At 51.1% G+C, this 19,786-nt stretch carries 15 protein-coding genes; 6 read left to right on the top strand and 9 right to left on the bottom strand.

Features of this window, described 5'->3' with window-relative positions; all coding sequences use genetic code 11:
* Positions 1-18: 18 nt before the first annotated feature.
* A complete protein-coding gene (locus H6624_03290) occupies positions 19-1,878 on the bottom strand; it encodes a hypothetical protein (GenBank protein ID MCB9083339.1) in 1,860 nt (619 codons plus the stop codon).
* 361 nt (positions 1,879-2,239) lie between these two features.
* Here H6624_03290 and H6624_03285 point away from each other — a divergent pair, with 361 nt between their 5' ends.
* The 3 genes from H6624_03285 to lpdA are packed head-to-tail and all read left to right on the top strand — an operon-like array spanning position 2,240 to position 7,842.
* Complete coding sequence (locus H6624_03285; protein ID MCB9083338.1) at positions 2,240-4,978, top strand: 2-oxoglutarate dehydrogenase E1 component; 2,739 nt, start codon at positions 2,240-2,242, stop codon at positions 4,976-4,978.
* 45 nt (positions 4,979-5,023) lie between these two features.
* Positions 5,024-6,394: a 2-oxoglutarate dehydrogenase complex dihydrolipoyllysine-residue succinyltransferase gene (gene odhB, locus H6624_03280; protein MCB9083337.1), complete on the top strand. Its 1,371-nt coding sequence runs from the start codon at positions 5,024-5,026 to the stop codon at positions 6,392-6,394.
* Between the two features lie 44 nt (positions 6,395-6,438).
* Complete coding sequence (gene lpdA / locus H6624_03275) at positions 6,439-7,842, top strand: dihydrolipoyl dehydrogenase (GenBank protein MCB9083336.1); 1,404 nt, start codon at positions 6,439-6,441, stop codon at positions 7,840-7,842.
* Between the two features lie 2 nt (positions 7,843-7,844).
* Here lpdA and H6624_03270 read toward each other — a convergent pair whose 3' ends face one another.
* From H6624_03270 to H6624_03245, 6 genes are all read right to left on the bottom strand, one after another.
* Positions 7,845-8,423 (bottom strand): hypothetical protein, encoded by a 579-nt coding sequence (locus H6624_03270; protein MCB9083335.1) that lies wholly within the window; start codon positions 8,421-8,423, stop codon positions 7,845-7,847.
* Between the two features lie 144 nt (positions 8,424-8,567).
* Positions 8,568-9,395: an MOSC domain-containing protein gene (locus tag H6624_03265; protein ID MCB9083334.1), complete on the bottom strand. Its 828-nt coding sequence runs from the start codon at positions 9,393-9,395 to the stop codon at positions 8,568-8,570.
* Entirely contained in the window at positions 9,392-10,399 is a 1,008-nt protein-coding gene (locus tag H6624_03260) for a tryptophan--tRNA ligase (protein MCB9083333.1), read from the bottom strand. The genes H6624_03265 and H6624_03260 overlap by 4 nt, the downstream gene beginning before the upstream one ends.
* 63 nt (positions 10,400-10,462) lie before the next feature.
* Positions 10,463-11,482: a DUF2799 domain-containing protein gene (locus H6624_03255; protein MCB9083332.1), complete on the bottom strand. Its 1,020-nt coding sequence runs from the start codon at positions 11,480-11,482 to the stop codon at positions 10,463-10,465.
* A gap of 33 nt (positions 11,483-11,515) precedes the next feature.
* Positions 11,516-12,880, bottom strand: a complete 1,365-nt coding sequence (locus tag H6624_03250) for a hypothetical protein (protein ID MCB9083331.1) — start codon at positions 12,878-12,880, stop codon at positions 11,516-11,518.
* A 13-nt stretch (positions 12,881-12,893) separates the two neighbouring features.
* Positions 12,894-14,489, bottom strand: a complete 1,596-nt coding sequence (locus tag H6624_03245) for a TldD/PmbA family protein (protein MCB9083330.1) — start codon at positions 14,487-14,489, stop codon at positions 12,894-12,896.
* 533 nt (positions 14,490-15,022) lie between these two features.
* Between H6624_03245 and H6624_03240 the strand changes: the two genes are divergently transcribed.
* A complete protein-coding gene (locus tag H6624_03240) occupies positions 15,023-15,598 on the top strand; it encodes a hypothetical protein (protein ID MCB9083329.1) in 576 nt (191 codons plus the stop codon).
* Positions 15,599-15,724: 126 nt separating this feature from the next.
* Here H6624_03240 and H6624_03235 read toward each other — a convergent pair whose 3' ends face one another.
* Positions 15,725-16,909: an MltA domain-containing protein gene (locus tag H6624_03235; GenBank protein ID MCB9083328.1), complete on the bottom strand. Its 1,185-nt coding sequence runs from the start codon at positions 16,907-16,909 to the stop codon at positions 15,725-15,727.
* Positions 16,910-17,466: 557 nt separating this feature from the next.
* Between H6624_03235 and H6624_03230 the strand changes: the two genes are divergently transcribed.
* Positions 17,467-18,216: a tetratricopeptide repeat protein gene (locus H6624_03230; GenBank protein MCB9083327.1), complete on the top strand. Its 750-nt coding sequence runs from the start codon at positions 17,467-17,469 to the stop codon at positions 18,214-18,216.
* 277 nt (positions 18,217-18,493) lie between these two features.
* Complete coding sequence (locus H6624_03225) at positions 18,494-18,886, top strand: hypothetical protein (GenBank protein MCB9083326.1); 393 nt, start codon at positions 18,494-18,496, stop codon at positions 18,884-18,886.
* 18 nt (positions 18,887-18,904) lie between these two features.
* Here the strand turns inward: H6624_03225 and H6624_03220 are convergent, their stop codons facing one another.
* Complete coding sequence (locus tag H6624_03220) at positions 18,905-19,786, bottom strand: HAD family phosphatase (protein MCB9083325.1); 882 nt, start codon at positions 19,784-19,786, stop codon at positions 18,905-18,907.

Below are 19,786 nucleotides of genomic sequence, written 5' to 3'. Positions count from 1 at the left end.
CCTCAAAACGATTGAGAATTAGTTTTTATTCGCCTTCTCAATCAACACGTCAATTATCTTAGCCAAAGGCTTCTGGTTCTTGGCTGCATCTTTTGCAGCTGAACGCCAAGACGAAGGCATGGCGCCTGATCCGTTCCAGCTGCCTACTGCGCTGCGATCAAAATCAGTGTAGTAGCGCTTGTTGTCGGATACTGACTTAGGCACGTGCCACAAGAAATCGGGGTGGTTGTTATTGTACCACTCACCACCAACAATCTCACCAGCCTCATTGAGCTCAACATCATAGAGGTAAGTGACTTTCCTGGTCGCATCTAGATCTGGATTGTCATACTCACGCGCCCGGGGGTAAGTCTCAACTACATATTCAACTTCCATGGCCACACCAACAACGTAGTAAGGAAGCTTGTCCATGTTGCGCTGGTAGTAGTTCCAGTCGATTTCATTACCAGCCTTTTTGAAGCGCCAGTTCCAGAATTTATCGTTGTCCTTATTAAACTTCTTGTCGCCCGAGGCCCAGCGAAGACCACTTTGTACAGAGCCTTCGAAAATCTGACGAGAAACCTTCTTCCACTCAGTAGCAGTCGACTGACGGCCAGAGATTGGATCAAAGTAGATATAACGGTAGCTGTGAACGGGCTGATTCCACACTTCATAGTCATATGTGGCATCCATGACAAAGCTGTTCTTGGCTTTACCGATTTGATTCACAACAGACAAGTGCCATGCACCAGGGTTAGTGTCGAAACACTTCTGGTCAATGATACGACCAGTTTCTGAATCGGTCTTGGGCTCCTTGGTGTTACAACGACCACCGATAAAACGGGATGGAGTGCTCTGCTGAGCAAAAAGATAAGAAGATAGAGCCTTGATATCAGCAGGATAGAACTTCACCTGAGTCTTGCCATCGGCACCAGTCATGGTAACGGCCGAGGTCGGACGCTTCATAACGTAAGCCGCAGGTGCCCAACCATGACAAATTCCCATCCAAGTCTCAACCTTGTCATTCATACGCTGGTAATACTGACCATCCAGCCAGTTACCAGGAGTCAAGATCCCGTGAGGAACCTTATTGCCTTCCCACTTCAGATTGCGAGCTCCCGCCCGACGCAATTGATACTTAAGGGTCTCTTTCCAAAAGCCTTCTGTATCTTCCATTTCGGACTTTTTGCCGACCAGGATGTCATATTTTTCAGAGGGAGAAAGGGACTGGGAGAAGCGGTCCAGACTGTTAGAAGAGAAATTGGACCAAAGAGAGGTGAGAGTCAAATTACCCGTAACTTCACGGAAATAAGTCCGCCAATCGCTGCCGTCAGGATAGTCGTTGGAGGCATAGCGCGCACCTAAAACACCGCGATAAATTCCCCAATAATCATCTGACCAGGGAGTCTCATCCAGCTCAGAACTCATGAGGCCAGCTTTTTCGATGGCATCAAGGGATTTCAACATAGATGAAGGGTCATCAACTAGGCTCGCGGGATCATCGTCTGGCTCAAACTGAGCACGACCCGTCAAAGGCTGCCCTTTTTGCAGGTTCTCAATACACTCTTTGTCGTCGCCACAGAAAACTTTCAGACGCCACTCATCTTTTCCATCAACAAACTGGTTTGGAGCGGAGCCCTGAACATACTGCTGAGTGAACTTCTCAGACTGCTGTTCACCCGTCTTGCCGTCTTGTTTCAGGAAATTCTTTTGCATAAAAGTCTTAGGGTCTTGGCTGAACTCTTGAAGTAAATCAGCCACGCTGTCCACAAACTGCTGAGACGCAGGGACATTGTTGGCGGGTTGTTTGTCGGCTGCCTGAGCCACATTGGCAAAACCACCAACACTCATCGCGGCTGTCAGGATCAGTGACAGGCTACGGGATTGTCTGGATTTCATTTTGGACTCCTCCATTGGTTTTTCCTCATTTTCTTTCGACCATAGAAAGACTCGAGGGAGAGATTCTTGGTTTTTTGGTTACCCATACGAAGGCCGCTCATACCAAAAATTGTCACTGGACGCCATGCGACATGTAACTGTTTCATGTAAATAAGTTGGGCTTGAAAATTTTTTTTCTTAAGCCCTGATGAGGGTCGTCTGCAAATTTCCGGAAAACGAGCATTAAGTCTCAGAGATTGCGCACTTTTTTTCGATCGGGACTGCCCCGATTTATGAGGACCTGATATAAAGGGAACTCCCTTATGGGAATGAGTAGAACCCCACCTTTCAAAGGTTATCGACGAGAAGGGATTGTTCGGCTTTGGAAAAGTTCAGCTACATGGCTCGCACCAACATGGAGTACATCGAAAACCTCTTTCACCTCTACCAAACAGCACCAGAACAAGTGGATCCTAAGTGGCAGCAGTTTTTTGAAGGTGTTGAGTTTGCGCAGAAATTAAATGGCTCAGGAGTCGAAGTCAGTTTTCCGGAAAAAGAGCTGGGCGTTTACAATTTAATTCAAATCTATCGCGACTATGGCCACCTGAAGGCCACACTGGACCCTTTGGGACTCCAAGAACCCTACCTAGACCCTTTTGATTTGAGGCGCTTTGGTCTTGCCGAGGCCGATTTGGATCAGAGCTTTCATGTGGGCGCAGCCTTTGGTCATACGGGACGGACCTTGCGGCAGATATTAGACCGCATGGAAGATGTTTACTGCGGCACCATCTCGGCCCAGCTTGCTGAGTGCCCCCCTCTGGTGCGCCAGTGGTTCCGCAGGGAGTTTGAAGAAATACCCCTGCCGATCTATTCGGCTGAAGAGAAGAAGGCTATCTATTGCCAACTCGCGCGCACAGAAACTCTGGAAAAGTTCATTCACACTAGGTACGTGGGCACCAAGCGTTTTTCCATCGAAGGGGGCGATGCCCTCATTCCCATGCTTGAGGCTTTGGTTACCAAAGGGACGGCACTTGAGGTGGAGGAAATCGTCATCGGCATGGCTCACCGGGGACGCATCAATGTCCTTGCCAACTTCATGGACAAAGCCATCGAAGTCATCTTTTCAGAATTTGAGGGGACTGCTTACGAAGATCTCACCTATGATGGAGATGTTAAGTACCACCTAGGTTATTCGGCTGACAAAGAGACCCCCCATGGCCCTTGCCATATCTCACTCGCTTTTAACCCCAGCCACCTAGAAGCCGTGGACCCGGTCGTTTGTGGAATGGCCCGCGCCAAGCAAAGAAGGCGTAAAGACACACTCGAAAGAAAAAAAGTGGTCCCCGTATTGGTTCATGGTGATGCGGCATTTGCCGGCCAGGGTGTTGTTGGTGAGACATTTCAGTTATCTCAGCTGGATGGCTATAAAGTGGGTGGCACCATTCATGTGATCCTCAACAACCAGGTGGGATTTACCACCGATCCGATCCACTCCCGCTCCACTCGTTATTCGTCGGATATTTCCAAAACGGTCAAAGCACCGGTGATTTTGGTCAATGGCGATGACGTGGAGGCCTGCGTGCGCGCCATGGATATGGCCATTCGCTTTCGCCAGGAGTTCAAACAGGACGTGGTCATTGATCTGGTCTGCTACCGGCGCTTTGGTCACAACGAAGGGGATGAACCAAGCTTCACCCAACCAGTGATGTACCAGAAGATCAAACGCCACCCCACTCCCTGCACGCTCTACAGGGAAAAGGTCACTCAGAGCGGAGCGGTCAGCAGCGAATTCGCCGATGGCTTCTACCAGGAGAAGTTGGACAATTTGCAGATCATCCTCGACGAAGTCCGGGCCAACCCACCGACAGCCAAACCTCTGGCTTTCGGTAATTTGTGGAAAGGCCTCCGCCGGGGAAAGGCTGAGGACTTTGAGACAGCCACTCCCACCGGTGCTAAGCGCGCAGACCTGGAGCGTGTCGCCCAGGTGCTGACAGGCGAACCAACCGTTCCCTTCCATCTATTTTCCAAAATCAAACGTTTGGTCGATGGACGCAAAAAAATGGTCACAGAAAATCAACTCGACTGGGCCATGTGCGAACTTCTGGCCTATGGCTCTCTGTGTTTAGAAGGAATTCCCGTGCGCGTTTCCGGTCAGGACTGCAAACGGGGAACATTCACTCACCGTCAGGCCGTCTATTTTGATGAGCAATCGGGACAAGAGTATAACCCCTTGAGCACCTTGAGCCCTGACGAAGGGGAGTTTTGCATTTATAACTCACCTCTATCGGAAATGGCGGTCCTGGGATTTGAATACGGAAACTCAGTGGGTGATCCCACTTATCTAACGGTATGGGAAGCCCAGTTTGGGGATTTTGCCAATGGCGCACAGATTATTATCGACCAGTTTCTTGCAAGTGGTGAGGAGAAGTGGCTGCGCAGTTGTGGACTTACCTTACTTTTGCCTCACGGCTATGAGGGCCAGGGACCTGAGCATTCCAGCGCACGACTAGAGCGATTCCTGACTCTTTGCGCTCAAACCAACATGCAGGTGTGTAACATCACCACTCCAGCCAACTTCTTTCATGTTTTGCGTCGCCAGATGAAGCGTGACTTCCGCAAACCACTTGTCGTGATGTCACCAAAGTCACTCTTACGCCACCCTAAAGTGATTTCCCGCATGGAAGATCTGGAACAAGGACACTTCCAGGAGGTTCTGGATGACGGTTCGGTGACCAATCTGACCGACGTTGAAAAAGTGATTCTGTGTTCAGGCAAGCTCTACTATGACCTTGAAAAGGCCCGCGAAGAGAACCCTGCATTAGGAAAGAATACGGCCATTATCCGCCTGGAACAGCTCTATCCTTTCCCGGCCATCCAGCTGGTCCCCTATTTGAATGGATACATCAATTTGAAGCGAGTCATATGGGCCCAGGAAGAGCCGAAGAACATGGGCGCCTGGCACACCACTTCACCTCGCCTGCGTGAGCTGCTCGACCAACTAGGCCTAAGTAAGATCGCACTCGAGTACGTAGGACGGACCGAAAGGGCCAGCCCAGCAACCGGATCACCAAAGGCTCACCAAAAAGAGCAGAGCGAAATCATACAAAAATGCTTTAGTTAGTTTGGATTTTGAGTTGAACTGTGAGAGATCAAGGGAGAAGCACCTGTGAAAGTCGAAATTAAAGTTCCCGCCGTAGGCGAGTCCATCACCGAAGCCACTATTGCAGAATGGATGAAGAAAAGCGGCGAAGCCGTCAAAAGGGACGACGTCCTTTTGGTGTTGGAGACAGACAAAGCCAGCGTGGAAGTCGTCGCTGAAAAGGATGGGGTCTTAGAAATTACCGTTAAGGAAGGAGAAACTGTGCAAGTCGGCGCCACCGTCGGCCTGATCGACACCGCAGGTGCCGCCACTGCCGTGGACGGTCCTCCTCCTGCACCTCCGGCCGAACCCCCACCGCCTCCTCCTGGGCTTGGACAAGAGGCTCGCCATGCCGGGGTGGAATTCCCGCCGCCTCCTACAGGTGCCCCAAGTTCTGGCGGTAACGGCAAGAGTGCTCACGCGGCCCCTGCTGACACACCATTGAGCCCGGGAGTGCGGCGCATGGTTGCTGAACACCAACTCGACCCCAATCAACTCGGTCAGGGATCAGGGAAAGATGGGCGCCTCACCAAAGAGGACGTCACTCTGGCTCTCAATCGAGGTTCAACCACGACCTCCCAAACGCCTTCAGCTCCAGCCACAGCCTCGGCTGAACCTCAGCCAAGCAAGCCAACAGCGCCTCCTCCATCGAACCCCACTCCCGTCCCTCCCCTCCCTCAACCGCGCAGCGGAGGCGGCGGCGATGTGCGCCGGATCGCCATGAGTAAGCTGAGACAAACCATTGCCCGTCGCTTGGTGGAAGCCCAACAGACGGCTGCCATCCTGACAACATTTAATGAAATCGACATGTCGGCGGTGATGGATCTCCGGGCCCGCTACAAGGATTCATTTAAAGAAAAATACGGCGTCAGCCTGGGCTTTATGGGCTTTTTTGTAAAGGCCGCCGTTGAAGCCCTGAAGGCATTCCCTCAAGTGAACGCGGAAATTGATGGCACGGATATTCTCTTTAAAGATTACATCAACATGGGGATTGCCGTGAGTACCGAGAAGGGACTTTTGGTTCCGGTGATTCGCGATGCGGATCAGCTATCGGTAGCCGAAATTGAGTTGGCCATTCGCCATTACGCCATAAAGGCTCGGGATGGCAAAATCACCTTGGATGACTTAGCGGAAGGAACTTTTACCATTTCCAATGGCGGCGTGTTCGGTTCTCTCATGTCTACGCCCATTCTGAATCCCCCACAAAGTGGGATTCTGGGCTTGCACAAGATTGAGGAAAGACCCATCGCCGTCGAGGGGCAAGTGGTGATTCGACCCATGATGTATGTGGCTTTATCCTATGACCATCGCATCGTCGACGGCCGGGAAAGCGTGAGTTTTTTGGTAAAAATCAAAGAGGGCTTGGAAGACCCTTCTCGATTGTTGCTTGAAATTTGATAATGTAACTGGCGACGGTTTTTTTCAACTGAGGGAAAACATCCATGGCTGATACTTTTGATTTAGTCATTATTGGAGCGGGTCCTGGCGGCTACACGGGCGCTATTCGCGCGGCACAACTTGGACTTAAGACAGCGGTCGTGGAAATGGCGCCGACGCTTGGAGGCACCTGCCTCAACGTAGGCTGCATCCCCTCCAAAGCCCTTCTTGATTCCAGTGAACACTTTCACGCAGCAAGGGCGGAACTGGGCGAGCACGGAGTCAAGGTGGGATCGGTGGTGCTTGATCTCCCCACCATGATGCAAAGAAAAGACAAAATCGTCAGCGATCTCACCGGCGGTATTGCCTACTTATTTAAAAAGAACAAGATCATTCATTTTCAGGGCAAAGGACGCCTCGTTGATGGCAACACCGTGGAAGTGATTGATGGTAAATCCACTGTGCCCGTCAAAGCCAAGAATGTCATGCTCGCCACTGGCAGTGTTCCCAACGAACTTCCCTTTATGCCCTTTGATGGAGAGCGCATTGTCTCTTCCACTGATGCCTTGCGCTTTGGACTGGTGCCCAAGCACCTGGTCGTGGTCGGAGGCGGTGTGATCGGACTTGAACTGGGGTCTGTATGGAAGAGGCTCGGGGCGGAGGTGACAATCATTGAGTTCACCAGCAAAATCTGCGGGGGCATGGACTCAAAGATGAGCAAACGCCTTCAGCAAATCCTCGCCAAACAAGGCATGAACTTTATTATGGAGGCCAAAGTCATTGGTGCCGACGTGACGCCAGAGGGAGCGACCGTTCACTATGAGTCTCTTAAAGATGGCAGCGCCCATGACCTTGTTGCGGATAAGGTGTTGGTGGCCACTGGACGACGCCCCTTTGCCGATGGCCTGGGCTTAGCCGAGGCGGGAGTCAACCGGGACCCTCAAGGGCGAGTGGAAGTAAATCAGCACTTCCAAACCAGTGTTCCTTCAGTTTACGCCATTGGTGATCTGATCCGCGGCCCCATGCTTGCCCACAAGGCGGAAGAAGAAGGTGTCGCCGTCGCCGAGATCGTCGCCGGCAAACCAGGACATGTGAACTACGACACCGTCCCCGGAGTGATTTACACCTGGCCTGAATTTGCCAGCGTGGGTAAAACTGAAGATGAACTGACGGATGCTGGTGTGGAGTACAAGGTGGGAAGTTTCCCCTTTTCCGCCAATGGCCGAGCCAAGGCCCTGGCGTCCACTGACGGCATGGTAAAGATTCTCGCCGACACCAAAACGGACAAAGTTTTGGGTGTTCACATCTTGGGCCCCCGGGCCAGCGACATGATTGCGGAAGCCGTGGTCGCCATGGAGTTTAGTGCTTCAAGTGAGGACATTGCCCGCAGCTTTCACGCCCACCCCACTTTGGCTGAGGTGATGCGTGAAGCAGCTTTGGCTGTCGATGGTCGCGCCCGACAAATGTAATATTACTGATAGTGCATCTGCTTCACTTCAAGAAGTTGGCCGCGCAGATAGAGCTTTTCCTGAAGGTCAAATCCGCGAGAGCGACTGAGCTGCATTTTCACTTCCCGGCGATAATCACGACGAGGTGGATTGCTCCAGGAGTATTCAAAAATTACCACTCCCGAATTAGCGGCCACGAGATCTACCCGGCGATTGGGCATATCTCCACCCAAATAGAGGCCATCACGACGAACAAAATAGGCTTGATTGTAGGTAAATGTCACACGATCTTCGATACGCTCCAATTCCTCTTCCCACATCCATCGAGCATCCCGACGCCAGTGGCGATCAAAGCGCATGCGACTTCTTAAAGTCTTGCTTTCTTCACGACCTGATCCAAACCCCGTGGTCACCAATCCGCGACCATTCCATCTGCCTTCAAGAGAATCAAAAAGTCTCTCCAGACCATTGAGATCAATCACACCCAACTCGAACTCAGGTGCATCATTGTCATTGGCCACGGCCACTGGTGCCGACACCGGCCCCAACCAAAAAAACAATCCAGCTAATGCAAACCCCAGACGAAAGAACGGCCGTAACATAATAACATCCTCCCCAGCTAACCTGACCTCTACCACACTCCCATTATGGTTCCAGGTTCTTTTTCTGTTGTACGGTGAGTCGAAGGTAACCATTCATGCATGGCTACCTTCGACTCACCGTACAACAGAAAAAGAACCTGGAACCTAAAGCACCTCATCCCCAACATGAATGCCCCCCAGGCCCTCGGGGACCAAATGCTGGCCAAAGAGAATACCCTTTTCCCCTCTTCGATATTTGGCCAAGGTGGCCAAAGGCTCAGGACTCTTTTCGCCCGTGGCCTGATCAACGGTGGTCACCACACAGCGAACACAAAGCTTGGGCGCTTTAAAGGTGACATCGCCCACTTTCACCTGCTGCCAAGAATCCTCGCCATGGGGCTCGTCAACCCCTTTCACCACCACGTTGGGGCGAAAGCGATTCATGGGAACCGGATTCTCCAAACGCCTATTGAGTTCGGCCAAAGATTCCTCCGAAATCACTAAGAGCTGAAGGCTATCAGCAAACTGAATCTCTCCCGATCCGTATTTTTCTTTGATCAGACGCGAATGGCCTGGAGCCATTTCAACCAAGCGCACGGGAGTTCCCAAAAACAAGCTGAGAGCTTGGGATATTTTTGTATCAGTTTCCACCACCTGAACTTCACAGTCCCATACCTGAGCTGAAATCACCGGCCGATCCCCTCTAGCTCCACTCCTGGCATCAGAATATCCTTGGCTACTTGCCCCTAAGACAAAATCCCCTTGCCCAGGAATACTAAGAGTAAAATCGCCTGCAGAATTGAACTCCAGCGCCAGCAGACACATTTGACTGTGCTGCCTTTGGCTGGTGAACCGCCCATTTTCATCGATGATCATCCAGTGTCGATCCCACTTCGGCCCACGAGGGGTCAACTCAAGTTCTGAAACCGAAACACCACCACAACCTTTTATGGGATAGATCCACAGCTCCGTGACATGGACGGAGGACATCACTTGTCGATTCCAATGGCCAAACGCAAACGGCGCAGGTTCTCACGAGCAACTTCGCGAGCCTCCTGCCCCCCTTTGGTCAGCAAGTCATCGATCTCAGCCCGATTGGCCATCAGCTCTTCGTAGCGCTGACGAGGCCGACTTAAGACTTCATTCATAGCTTCAAAAAGACTTTGCTTGGCTTCTCCCCAGGAGATTCCTTTCAGATAGCGAGCACGAAAATCCTCGATCTGGTCTACATTGGCAAATTCCTTATAGAGATCAAAGATCAGGGAATTATTAGGATCTTTAGGCGCTTCTGGTGGAGTGCTGTCGGTTTTGATCTTCATCACCAGTTTGCGCAGCTTCTTTTCCTCAGCGAACATGGGGATATAGTTGTCGTAACTCTTGGACATCTTGCGACCATCCAGACCCGGCACCAGCTTCGAATCTTTCTGCACCACGAACTCAGGCACCACCAGCACTTCACCGTAGGTGCGGTTGATTTTCTGAGCAATGTCCCGGGCAATCTCCACATGTTGAATCTGATCTTCACCCACAGGCACCAGGTTGGTGCCAAACATGAGAATGTCGGCAGCCATCAAAATTGGATAGGTGAAGAGACCCATATTCACCAAGGCATCGGGATCATTTTTCCCTGCCTCTTCCGCCTCGGCCACTCGCGCCTTATAGGCATGGGCGCGATTCATCAAACCCTTGGGTGAAAAACACGACAAAATCCAACTCAACTCAAATATTTCTGGCACATCGGCCTGCCGATAAAACACCGTCTTTGTGGGGTCAAGACCACAGGCCAACCAGGATGCGGCCACTTCATAGATCATCTCATTCAATTTCTTGGCATCATGAACGCCAGTGAGGGAATGATAGTCGGCAATGAAAAAATAGGACTTCATCTCCTCGGTGTTGGCCAAAGCCAAACCGGGCCGCATGGCTCCCAGAAAATTACCAATATGGGGCTGACCCGTTGGTTTAACACCGGTGAGAACAACTTTTTTCTGGCTCATGGAGACTCCTCAGAAGAACTGTTCATAGCATAGAGCCAGGCTTAGGAGCAACCTCACAAAGCCTTACCAGTTAAACTGCAGTCCCAACGATGGAGGGCTTTCGGCCTTGGGGAGATACACTCCCACAGACCAGGCGGGTTTTGCCACTTCTGCCTCTAGGTGATCCAGGTACCCATTTGAGGCTTGCCCCGTGTGAGTGATCAAATCCACGGATTGCCAAATCCGCATGCCTATGAAGCCAAGAATGCTGAGCAAGGGAAGGACTCCCTGACACTCTCGGTGCACCTGAGTCTGCACGGCCGTACCGCCCACTTTGGTTTCAGCCTGTTTAGTATCGCACTGAGAGGCCGAAAGGATCAGGCCACCAACAGCGGCTCCTTCTCCCGCGGTGAAGATCCAACCCTTGTCCCAATAGCGCCCCTGAATGGCGTGACCGGCACCAAAACCAACGATCATACCTGTCACCGTGCCCCCCACGGACTTCCACATGCTGGGCGAGAGTTCCTCTTGGGAAAGACTCACCGCTGGAGCCTGGGATTCCAGTTGGTAAATCTCTTCTGTCATCTCAGCACGCTTTTCACTCAGCTGGGACCGGCGCCCCTGCTTCGCCGTTTCACTGATGATGCCAACAATCGCCCCCACCACCGAGTTACCACTGACTTCCGAACTTTCGCCATTCATGGATTCCATTTGCCCGTCCAGCTCTTCGCGCGACTTCTTGAGCAAATAGACTTTTCTCCCTAAGGCGAAGTTCTTTTTGAAGACTTTCTCGTCAAGACCGGCACACTGCCCGTAATAGGACTTCCCCATGGCTCCATGCCCATAGGCACTTTCCGGCTGACAGAATTCCGATAAGCCTGACTGCCAACCACTTTCGTAGGCCTGAACATCCACCTGCGTGTTATACTCACCACAAGCTCTTTGGTGGCGCTTCCAATAGTCCTTAAGACGACCTTTGCGCGCATCCACCTGTCCGTATTGGGCCCAGTCGCCCACTTCACAGGCTTTTTCACTCATGCTGGCACAGCCACTCGCCAACAGGCCCATCCCGGCCCAAAACAACAACACCACCAATGGTCGCATCCCGTACCCCCTTTGCAACCACAATTCGCCACATCAAGAACTGACTGAAACCTCACTGACCAATGCGTACTCCGGGCCCACATAACTGGAACCTCCCCCGCCGTATCCCTCATGATTTTCCTCAATCATGGGCTGGGCCCATTTCACCTGAGCAAAGTTGCTCGGGAAATGGCCCGACAGGTTTCCGCCTTTCACATAGGTGACCTGACCAGAATCATTGTCATAGAGTTTGGCCAAGCGAATCTCCGAAGAGTAGGTTAAATCCATTTCGTTGGTGAAAAGTCCCGAGAACTGAAGGATCTCCAAAACCTTTCCTTTACTCTTGCGCAAAGTCTCAATATCAGTCATGGACTCAGGCTCGACGACAATACTACCCAAAACAGTTGTCACTGGTTGATCCAAATACTGGGACATCTGCGAGGAAGTCGGATTGTGTTGGATCACATTACCCTTTGCCAAAGTCATACGGTTCTGCAGACAGCCCTCGCCGCTATAGGTTGCACTGGCAAAACAAAAATCCCGATCCGGCACCAGACTCATTTCAAAGGCATCGCCCTTAAATCCCGGAATTAGCTCCTTGCCTTTTTCCAAAAAGGGCAGCTGATAATACTTCTGCCGGGCATCCAGCTGGCTGCGGACATCATGAAACAAGGCCGTCAACACGTCGGAGTGAAGAATCACATCGTAGTGCCCCGTCTCCGGTTTTTCAGTTTTTAGGCTGGCCTTGGCGTACTCAGCTGACTCCGCGCACATGCGAACAAAGTCAATCTGCTCGGGATGGGCGGCCCAACGGGTGATCAAAAACTCCTCGGACAGCCCGCTTTGTTTATCGGTCTCAGAAAAGCAAACCTCAGCATAGATGCGCGAGTCCACCACTTCGTTGGTGAACCCTGTCGATAAGGTGCGATGGCGCTTTTCTCTGACAACAAAAAGCTCGGCCGAGTTGAAATCGCCCTTTTCGCTGTCATTGATGGCCTTCGCCAAATCTTGATAGATCTGAAAAGAGCACCCGGCCAAGTCTTTCACCATCGGAGGGAAGGCCTTCTGAGGCTGCCGATCTGACTTGCCCCATTCGTCGGGGAAATGCCATTTCTTTTCGCCACCCAACTGAGCCTTCTTTTCCAACTCATTTAACTGAGTGGCCAGATCCAGTTTTTGAAACAAAGGGCTTTCGGCCGTTCCTAGGCGACCATCGGGCTTATTGATGTAAACGCGAAGTTTAAACACCTGATTGTGGACTTCACGAGACTGGTCCAACTCAGCCCGGCTACTCTTAGATTGGATTAAATAAAATTCCTGTCTGTCTTCCTCAATCTCCAAAAGCGCCCACTGGGCCCAGGAATCATCCAGGCTTTTTGTCTTCAAGGCCTTCATCAAATCATCACGTTGCCAAAACATGGATAAAATCTCCTTAGCTCAATAACACATTGTCAACTAGCATGTAGGGGCCGCCACATCCGGCGACCACAAACTCTTTGTGGTACTTCCCACATCCACCGACTTCATTCCAGGGATGAGGAGACTCGTCCATTTCATCCTGATGGGCCTCAATTTTTGATTTGGCCACAATGGACTTTAGATAATCTGGCACATACCCCGTCATCTGGATAGCCCCCCCGTTGGGCGCTTTAAAAGTCCGTCCCGTGAGCTGACCATTTTTGATTTCTTCTACGTAGGCCATTCCGACCTGAATCCCCATCCCCTTGGGATCTTCCATGCCCCCAAATGCGGCCGATGCCAGATACCCATGGTCAACCATGGACATGAGTTCACCAAGAGTCTTATCTCCCGCTGAAAAATAGGTATTGGTCTGTCGGGTGTACACGCCATGGGTCCAGTTCTCGCGCTTGCCGTTTGCTGTGCGGGGAACACCCAAACGAATGGACGATGTCAGGTGGGTCATGGGTCTCTGCAGAACACCCTCCTTAACCAGGTAATGTTCCTGAGCCAACCAACCTTCTTCGTCAAAGTAATATGAACCCCATGCTGCAAAGGGATCACTGCCATTTTGAAAGATAGCCGGGTTGTTCAGAATGGTTGCATGTTGATTGCCCACTTTTTCCTGACTCTCATAGAGCTCGCGGGCTTTGGAGCGCCCACGGGCCCAAGTGTCCCCCTCCTGAGAGTGACCAAAGGCTTCGTGGGCAAACACCCCGGTGATCGATGGGTGCATGAGCACCTTGTAACGGCCGGGAATGATTTTATCAGCAATCAGACTTTTGCGTAGCTTTTCATAGGACTCATAGAGCTCCTGATCGGTGAATGCCATGGTTTCCCGGCCACCCAGCCCTCCGGTCAGACAATAGCCGCGTTCGCCCCTTTTCATCACCACGGCCATCGCCATGTTACGCAGGAGACTTTGGCTCATACGCACTTCACTGTCCATGAAAACAAAATCGCACTTTTCCAGGGAAATCCGCGTCTGCAAAAAGTCAGGTTTTTTGGCTTCATGATCCGCCAGGAGTTTATCTTCCATCGATTTCAGTCGATCAAAGAGTTTTTGCGACTCAGCCATGACTTCTTCATTCTGTTCCCACAAAACCTGCTCCTGGCCTGTGCCGAAGTGTACCCACGTCTGAGAATCCAGGTTTGTTGGAATCTGGCTGACAATTTCCTCATCCAGTTTTTGAGCCAAGCGTTCTTTCCAGGTCACGGCCTTGTAGGGTTGCTTGCCTTGGCCGCCACCCTGGTGACGAACACGATCGATCAAGCGATCGGCCAATATCAACAATGGCTTTTCTTCAACTTCGCACGTGGCTTCCTCAAAAAGACTGGTGCCATCATAAATGCGCAGCACGGCTCCTTCGAGCAGAGTCTCGCTCATGCTTTCTGACTTACTGTTGATGGCATAGTCTCGCTTGTGACGTCTCTCCAGAACAAGAGATGGGTACCAGTGGGGATCACACTTCTCAATCAGGCGTTTGAATACCTTCTCCCATACCGGCTTCCCCGATTGAAAATGCTCACAAAGCTGAGCCCTGACCAGGCCCTTGTCGGCTATTCCCATAATCTGCTCCTTCTGAAATCGCTCATGGCAAACCTCAGCAGATTACCCGGACCGTTTTTGCCGACTCAAGAAAATTGTCCTCTATATTATTCCCAATGAGGCACAGCAGCAAAGGTCATGGTCTGGGGATCTACTCCAAAGATCCTTCCCCACCGCTGGGGTGTTCGGGACGAAAGTTGTCACCTGTAGACAGGGATTTCTCCAATTTTGGTCGCCTTGCGGAGCATCATTTTTAAACAGAGAAGGGCGACAGAGAGTGAGGGAACGACCGAATTGAAATTTGGTTCTACCTTGCCGGCGAGTGAGTTGAGTGAAAAGCTTGCAGGGTTTTTTGATTCATCAAATTTGTTCCGCATTATTTTGTGAACCCAAGGATGAAATTCCTTCTCGTGGTTGCGCCACAATCGTCACCGGGAAGTTTTTACTTTTGTGAGTTGAAAGAAGTCTCACCTGACCTCGTAAATGCCGTTTTCATTGGCACTCCGGTTGCTCAGAAAATTTCACGGTTATTGGAATTTTACGGAGGAATACACATGAGAGCATTCAAGATTCTCGTCTTACTTTGTGCTGTTGCGGCCTTTATTGGTTGCGGCCGCACCGATCGCAAAAACCCTAAGGACAAAAACCTTCAACCTCCTGGTGGAGAACATGCCAAAGTGGTCCTGCAACCCACAGCAGCACTGTTGGGAGAAAACGCTCAAGATGGATTTGAAGTGATTCTCCCTGTGGGTGATCAAACCCAGTCGATCTCCTACAAGGGCCGATGGGATGGCGGCAATGAACCCGTTGCCTTTGCCAACCCCGGTAACGAGTCAGAAAAAATCAGCTTCTATGCCATGGGCAATGACCTGGAAGTTCTCGTTGCCGTCAGTTATCCCAATTGGGACCTGAGCAACAGCAACGATGGCATGGCCTATGTTTTCACACGGATGAAAGACCAAGAGGAAAAGTACACTGGTCAATACAAATTGTCGTTTAGAGAAAAAGAAACCTCTGCAGCCTTTGTGATCACTTTGATTGAGGCCCACATGGAAGCTCAGGGAATGACCCCTGAACAAGCTGTAGCCGATATCGCAAAATCAAAGTCGAACGAACAACCGGCTCAGTAAGGTGATTTGAATTTGCAAAAAGAGGATTGAAAACGAGACTCAATACTCCTCTCGTTTTCAGCGAAAGTCCCGACCTTCAGACATGGAAAATCCCCCCATGACGGGGAAGGTTTTCTCACCCGCTCTTCACGGATGGAGGGCGGAATTTTTTTTTGGCACAAGATAAATCAATCGACCTGGATTCTTCATCACTCCGGCGGAGCGGGCCGCCTGCTTGCCTGAACCCCAGAAATAGTCCACCCGCCCGGCGCCACGAATGGCCCCCCCAGTGTCCTGATCCAAAACCAAGCGGGTGTGACCTTCCCATGCCGAAGGTTCAGCATCCGAGTCGCTGGCAAACACAGGGATCGTGGTTTCCAAGATCGCCAAACTGCCTTTGGGGAATAGTTCCTTGTCGGTGGCGATGGTTCTGCCACCAACAACCTGGGTGCCCTGATAGCTGACTCCGCGCCCATTGGGTGCCTCCTGAAAAAACACATAGCTGGGATTACGGAATAATAAAGCCTTTTGTTGGTCCTCTGGGAGGCTGCGCAAGTGGGCTTCGATACCCTGCAGACTCATTTCCTCTTTGGGAATGATCTCCAGCAAATCCCTTCCGATCGCATAGTAAGGGTGTCCATTTTGGGCAGCGTATGTCAGATGCAATGATTTCCCTCCACCAAGATCGATCCGACCAGACCCCTGGATATGGAAAAAAAATGCTTCAATAGGATCGACATAGCAAAGCTCAATCCCTTGTTTGGCCAGTACTTTGTCGTCGTCAATTTGCTGGCGATTAGGAAAGGGTACCACCGTATCAGGAACCCCCTTTTCATCTGAAGGAATCAATCGTCCGCGAAGTATGGAGGATATGGATTTTTGCTCAGTGAGCTTTCCCTTGAGGTCAGCCAGACTGGGGAGAGCTTCAGCAAATTCTCCTAAGTTGACGATTACCATATCCGAAGGAACTGAGTAGAGAGGTTGGGACTTTTCTTTGGTTGGTTTAGTGGACCCTTCGAGGACGGGCTCATAATAAGAGGTGACCAAAACCTCCCCCCACTTTTTACCACCATAGACCTCAAAGAAGCGAAAGTGTTCTTTCAGATAGCCATCAATAGCCTCATTCTGAGGATCACTCTTAAGAAAGGCCAAAAACTGGGAGAGAGACTCAGCATACTCCTGGCGACTGAGAGTTTCAGAGCCAAACACCATTGGGCCATTGCCGTTCTTGGTGTCTTGCCAAAATTCAACCTGTTCCTTAACTGCCTTCTTAAGGCTGGCCAAATCCCCCTGCTCAAGCTGCACAGGCAGTGATCTTTTCAGAGGCCTCATGGCCTCTGACCTGTCCTTCACCGGCGCCCGCGCACAAGAAACAACAAAGACCACAAGAAATAAGACCAACAAAGAGAAAACTGGGGCCCTTGGCTGCTGAACCACAAAACTTTGTGTTGCCTTTGTCTGGGTATAGGTCCGAATGCCGAGCCATTCCCGTAAATCCGAATCCTCACCGTCGCGCAGGGCAGGAGGCTGAGTGACCGAAGGGAATAGGCTCAGCCGAACGAGGCGCGGCAGGAAACCTGACGCGACCCGAAGACGAGCCTGCGGCCGAAAAGGTGCGTGAGGATTTGCGGAGGATGGTCGGCAAAGGACCGACTTCACTGATAATGGATTTTGTGGTTCAACAGCTAAGGGCCCCAGTTTTTTCCGTGCACAATGATTCACCATACCCTCCTCGTCCCTAAGCATGGGAAAGGTGACGCCAATTATCGGCCTTACGGGTGATTTTTTCACGATCAAAGGTCTGAGACAAGGCCTAGGTGGATCTGGTCCTGGCCACTCTCTTGCTGGAAGGGAGTGTGTTGGGTTGTCTCAAAACCAGGAGTTGGTTGATGAATCTACAGGAATGTTGTCCTCGTTGTCGTCTGATTGTTCCCGCTGAAAGAATGGTTGAAATACCTCCCGTTTGCCCCCATTGCGGCTGGATCCTTTCCAAAAACGAAGAGGATGCCGGTGGCTACCTGAATCGCCGGTTTCGCCAAGCAGCGGTTCTCTTTTCGGTGGGCTTGGTTGCGGGATTTATCCACCTGGTTACCTGGGATAGCTATTTTGTTTCCGTCATACCCCTGAAAACACGCCAGATTCTTCGCATCGCTTCAACCAGCGACCTCCTTCGTCTGGCTCAGATTTGCGAAGATCGCAAAAACCCGGAATGCTCGGAGGATGCCCTCACCGCTGCAGTCAAAAAAAATCCGGATGACGTCTCCCTCAAGGAAAATCTCGGAAAAATCCGCTACCAAATGGGCGACTTCAAGGGCGCTGCGGAAGTCTACACTGAATACTTCAATCAGGGTGGTCGCCAACTGGAGCCTGCATTTCTTTACGCCAAATCCCTCCAGGAATTGGACCGCAAAGGAGAGGCAGCTCAATATTACGAGTTTATCCTGGAAAAGAAACCAGAGACTTTACAGATCACGGTGACTCAGAAGTATGTCAATCTGCTCAAGGAGATCGGCCAATATCAGAGAGCCATTGAGCTGATCGAATCAATCCGCAAAAAGGGCTCCAATGCCGCCTATTTTTTGGATGCCGAGCTCCAGGACCTTAAGAAAAAGGCCCGTAGCCGCTCCCGCTCCACCTAAAGGGAAAACCTAATCTCGGGCGAGCGACCCAAGACTCCAAATTTCCATCCATGAGGCTGTCGAACATTTCGACAGCCCACTGTCCGTGAAGATCCTTCGTGGCATATAGCTTGTAATCACTTGGTACAACCGACGTATACAGCCCGTTATCTGACCTCTGTCGGCCAATATATAGACCTCAATTGTCACTACCGGCCGAAAATTGGCGGTCCACTCCCCTATGGAAGGATAAAAGGGAGAGGGCTTAATTGTGTTTCAGCGAACGAAGGACAACAGAATGAAAAAAGGGATGAGTCACTCCTTGTTTTGGTTTTCATGCGCAGCCATGATTTTTACTCTGCTGCTCGCCGCTTGTGGCAAGGATGACAAACGTCGAAATGAACCCGCCCAGGCCTGCTCCTACAACCATGTGTGGGTCGAAGGCCGAGGATGCCTCCAGCAGTGCTATGGGCGCCCTGGTTTTGGCTGGGACCCACAGACCGGAGCCTGCCTGCAGGGACGGGTCACCTCTTGCAACTTTAACCAGGTATGGGTTCCAGAGTACGAACAGTGCTTCAATCAATGCCAAGGACTGCCCGGCTACGGCTACATTCCTGGCGAAAACCGTTGTGTACCCGGCTATCCGGGCGGCTACACCAATGGATTCAACAATCCTTACTACACCAATTAAAGTCTGAATTTGGGCCGCTCAATCCCGCGGCCTGATGAGCTGCCAATCTTGGCGAATGAATTCCACCACACTGTCATCACCATGATGGCCAATTTGATGAGTTGAGAGAGCCCTGAGCTCTTCTATAGCATTTGCCACCGCAATGGCGCGACCAGCAATTTCAAACATCTCCTGGTCGTTACAGTGATCACCGAACACAGTCAGGTCTTGGGCGCTCATGCGCTGCTCCTGCAACAACCTTTTAATAGCCGTGGCTTTGGTAGCCGCGTAGGGCTGAATGGTGATCCAATACCAATCCCGATCATAGGGATTCTGAAAAAAGCGAATCCGCAACCGGTTAGGAAACTGTTGTTCAAGCTGCTGACGAAAGACATTGAGCACATCGAACCCTGAGACTACAGTAAAACAAATGGTGGACTCTTCATCCAAAATCTTGTCCACACGTGGAACTTGCCGAAGACGAGGGTCTTTGGACTTTACCCGCTCTTTGACGTACCAATCATAGCCCAGGTTTGGGATGTCTTCATAAGAAAGATGATCGTGCTCCCCATCAAAGCTGGAGACATAGGGCCAGTGCCCCATACGTGAAATGGTAAACTCCGCCACCAATTGAGCCAAACTCTGTTCAAAGCTAAGAACCGAAAAGTGCTGACCGGTTGAAAAGTCACTGATCATGGCTCCATTGAAATGAATGACTGGCAAACGCAAAGGCAGTCCTTTGAGAATGACTCTTACTGATTCAAGACTTCGAGCCGTCGCCACAGTAAAAGGCAAACCTTCCGACAACATTTTCGTTAGCTGCTCCCGGGAAAAACGAGACAGGGTGCCTCGTGGGCAGAGAAGGGTTCCATCCAAATCAGAGATATAGAGATGGCGCAGTTGGTTCTTTGCTGTTTTCAC

The sequence above is a fragment of the Pseudobdellovibrionaceae bacterium genome (assembly GCA_020635075.1).
Taxonomy (GTDB): Bacteria; Bdellovibrionota; Bdellovibrionia; order Bdellovibrionales; family UBA1609; genus JADZEO01.
This window is presented reverse-complemented; position numbering and strand designations above follow the sequence as displayed.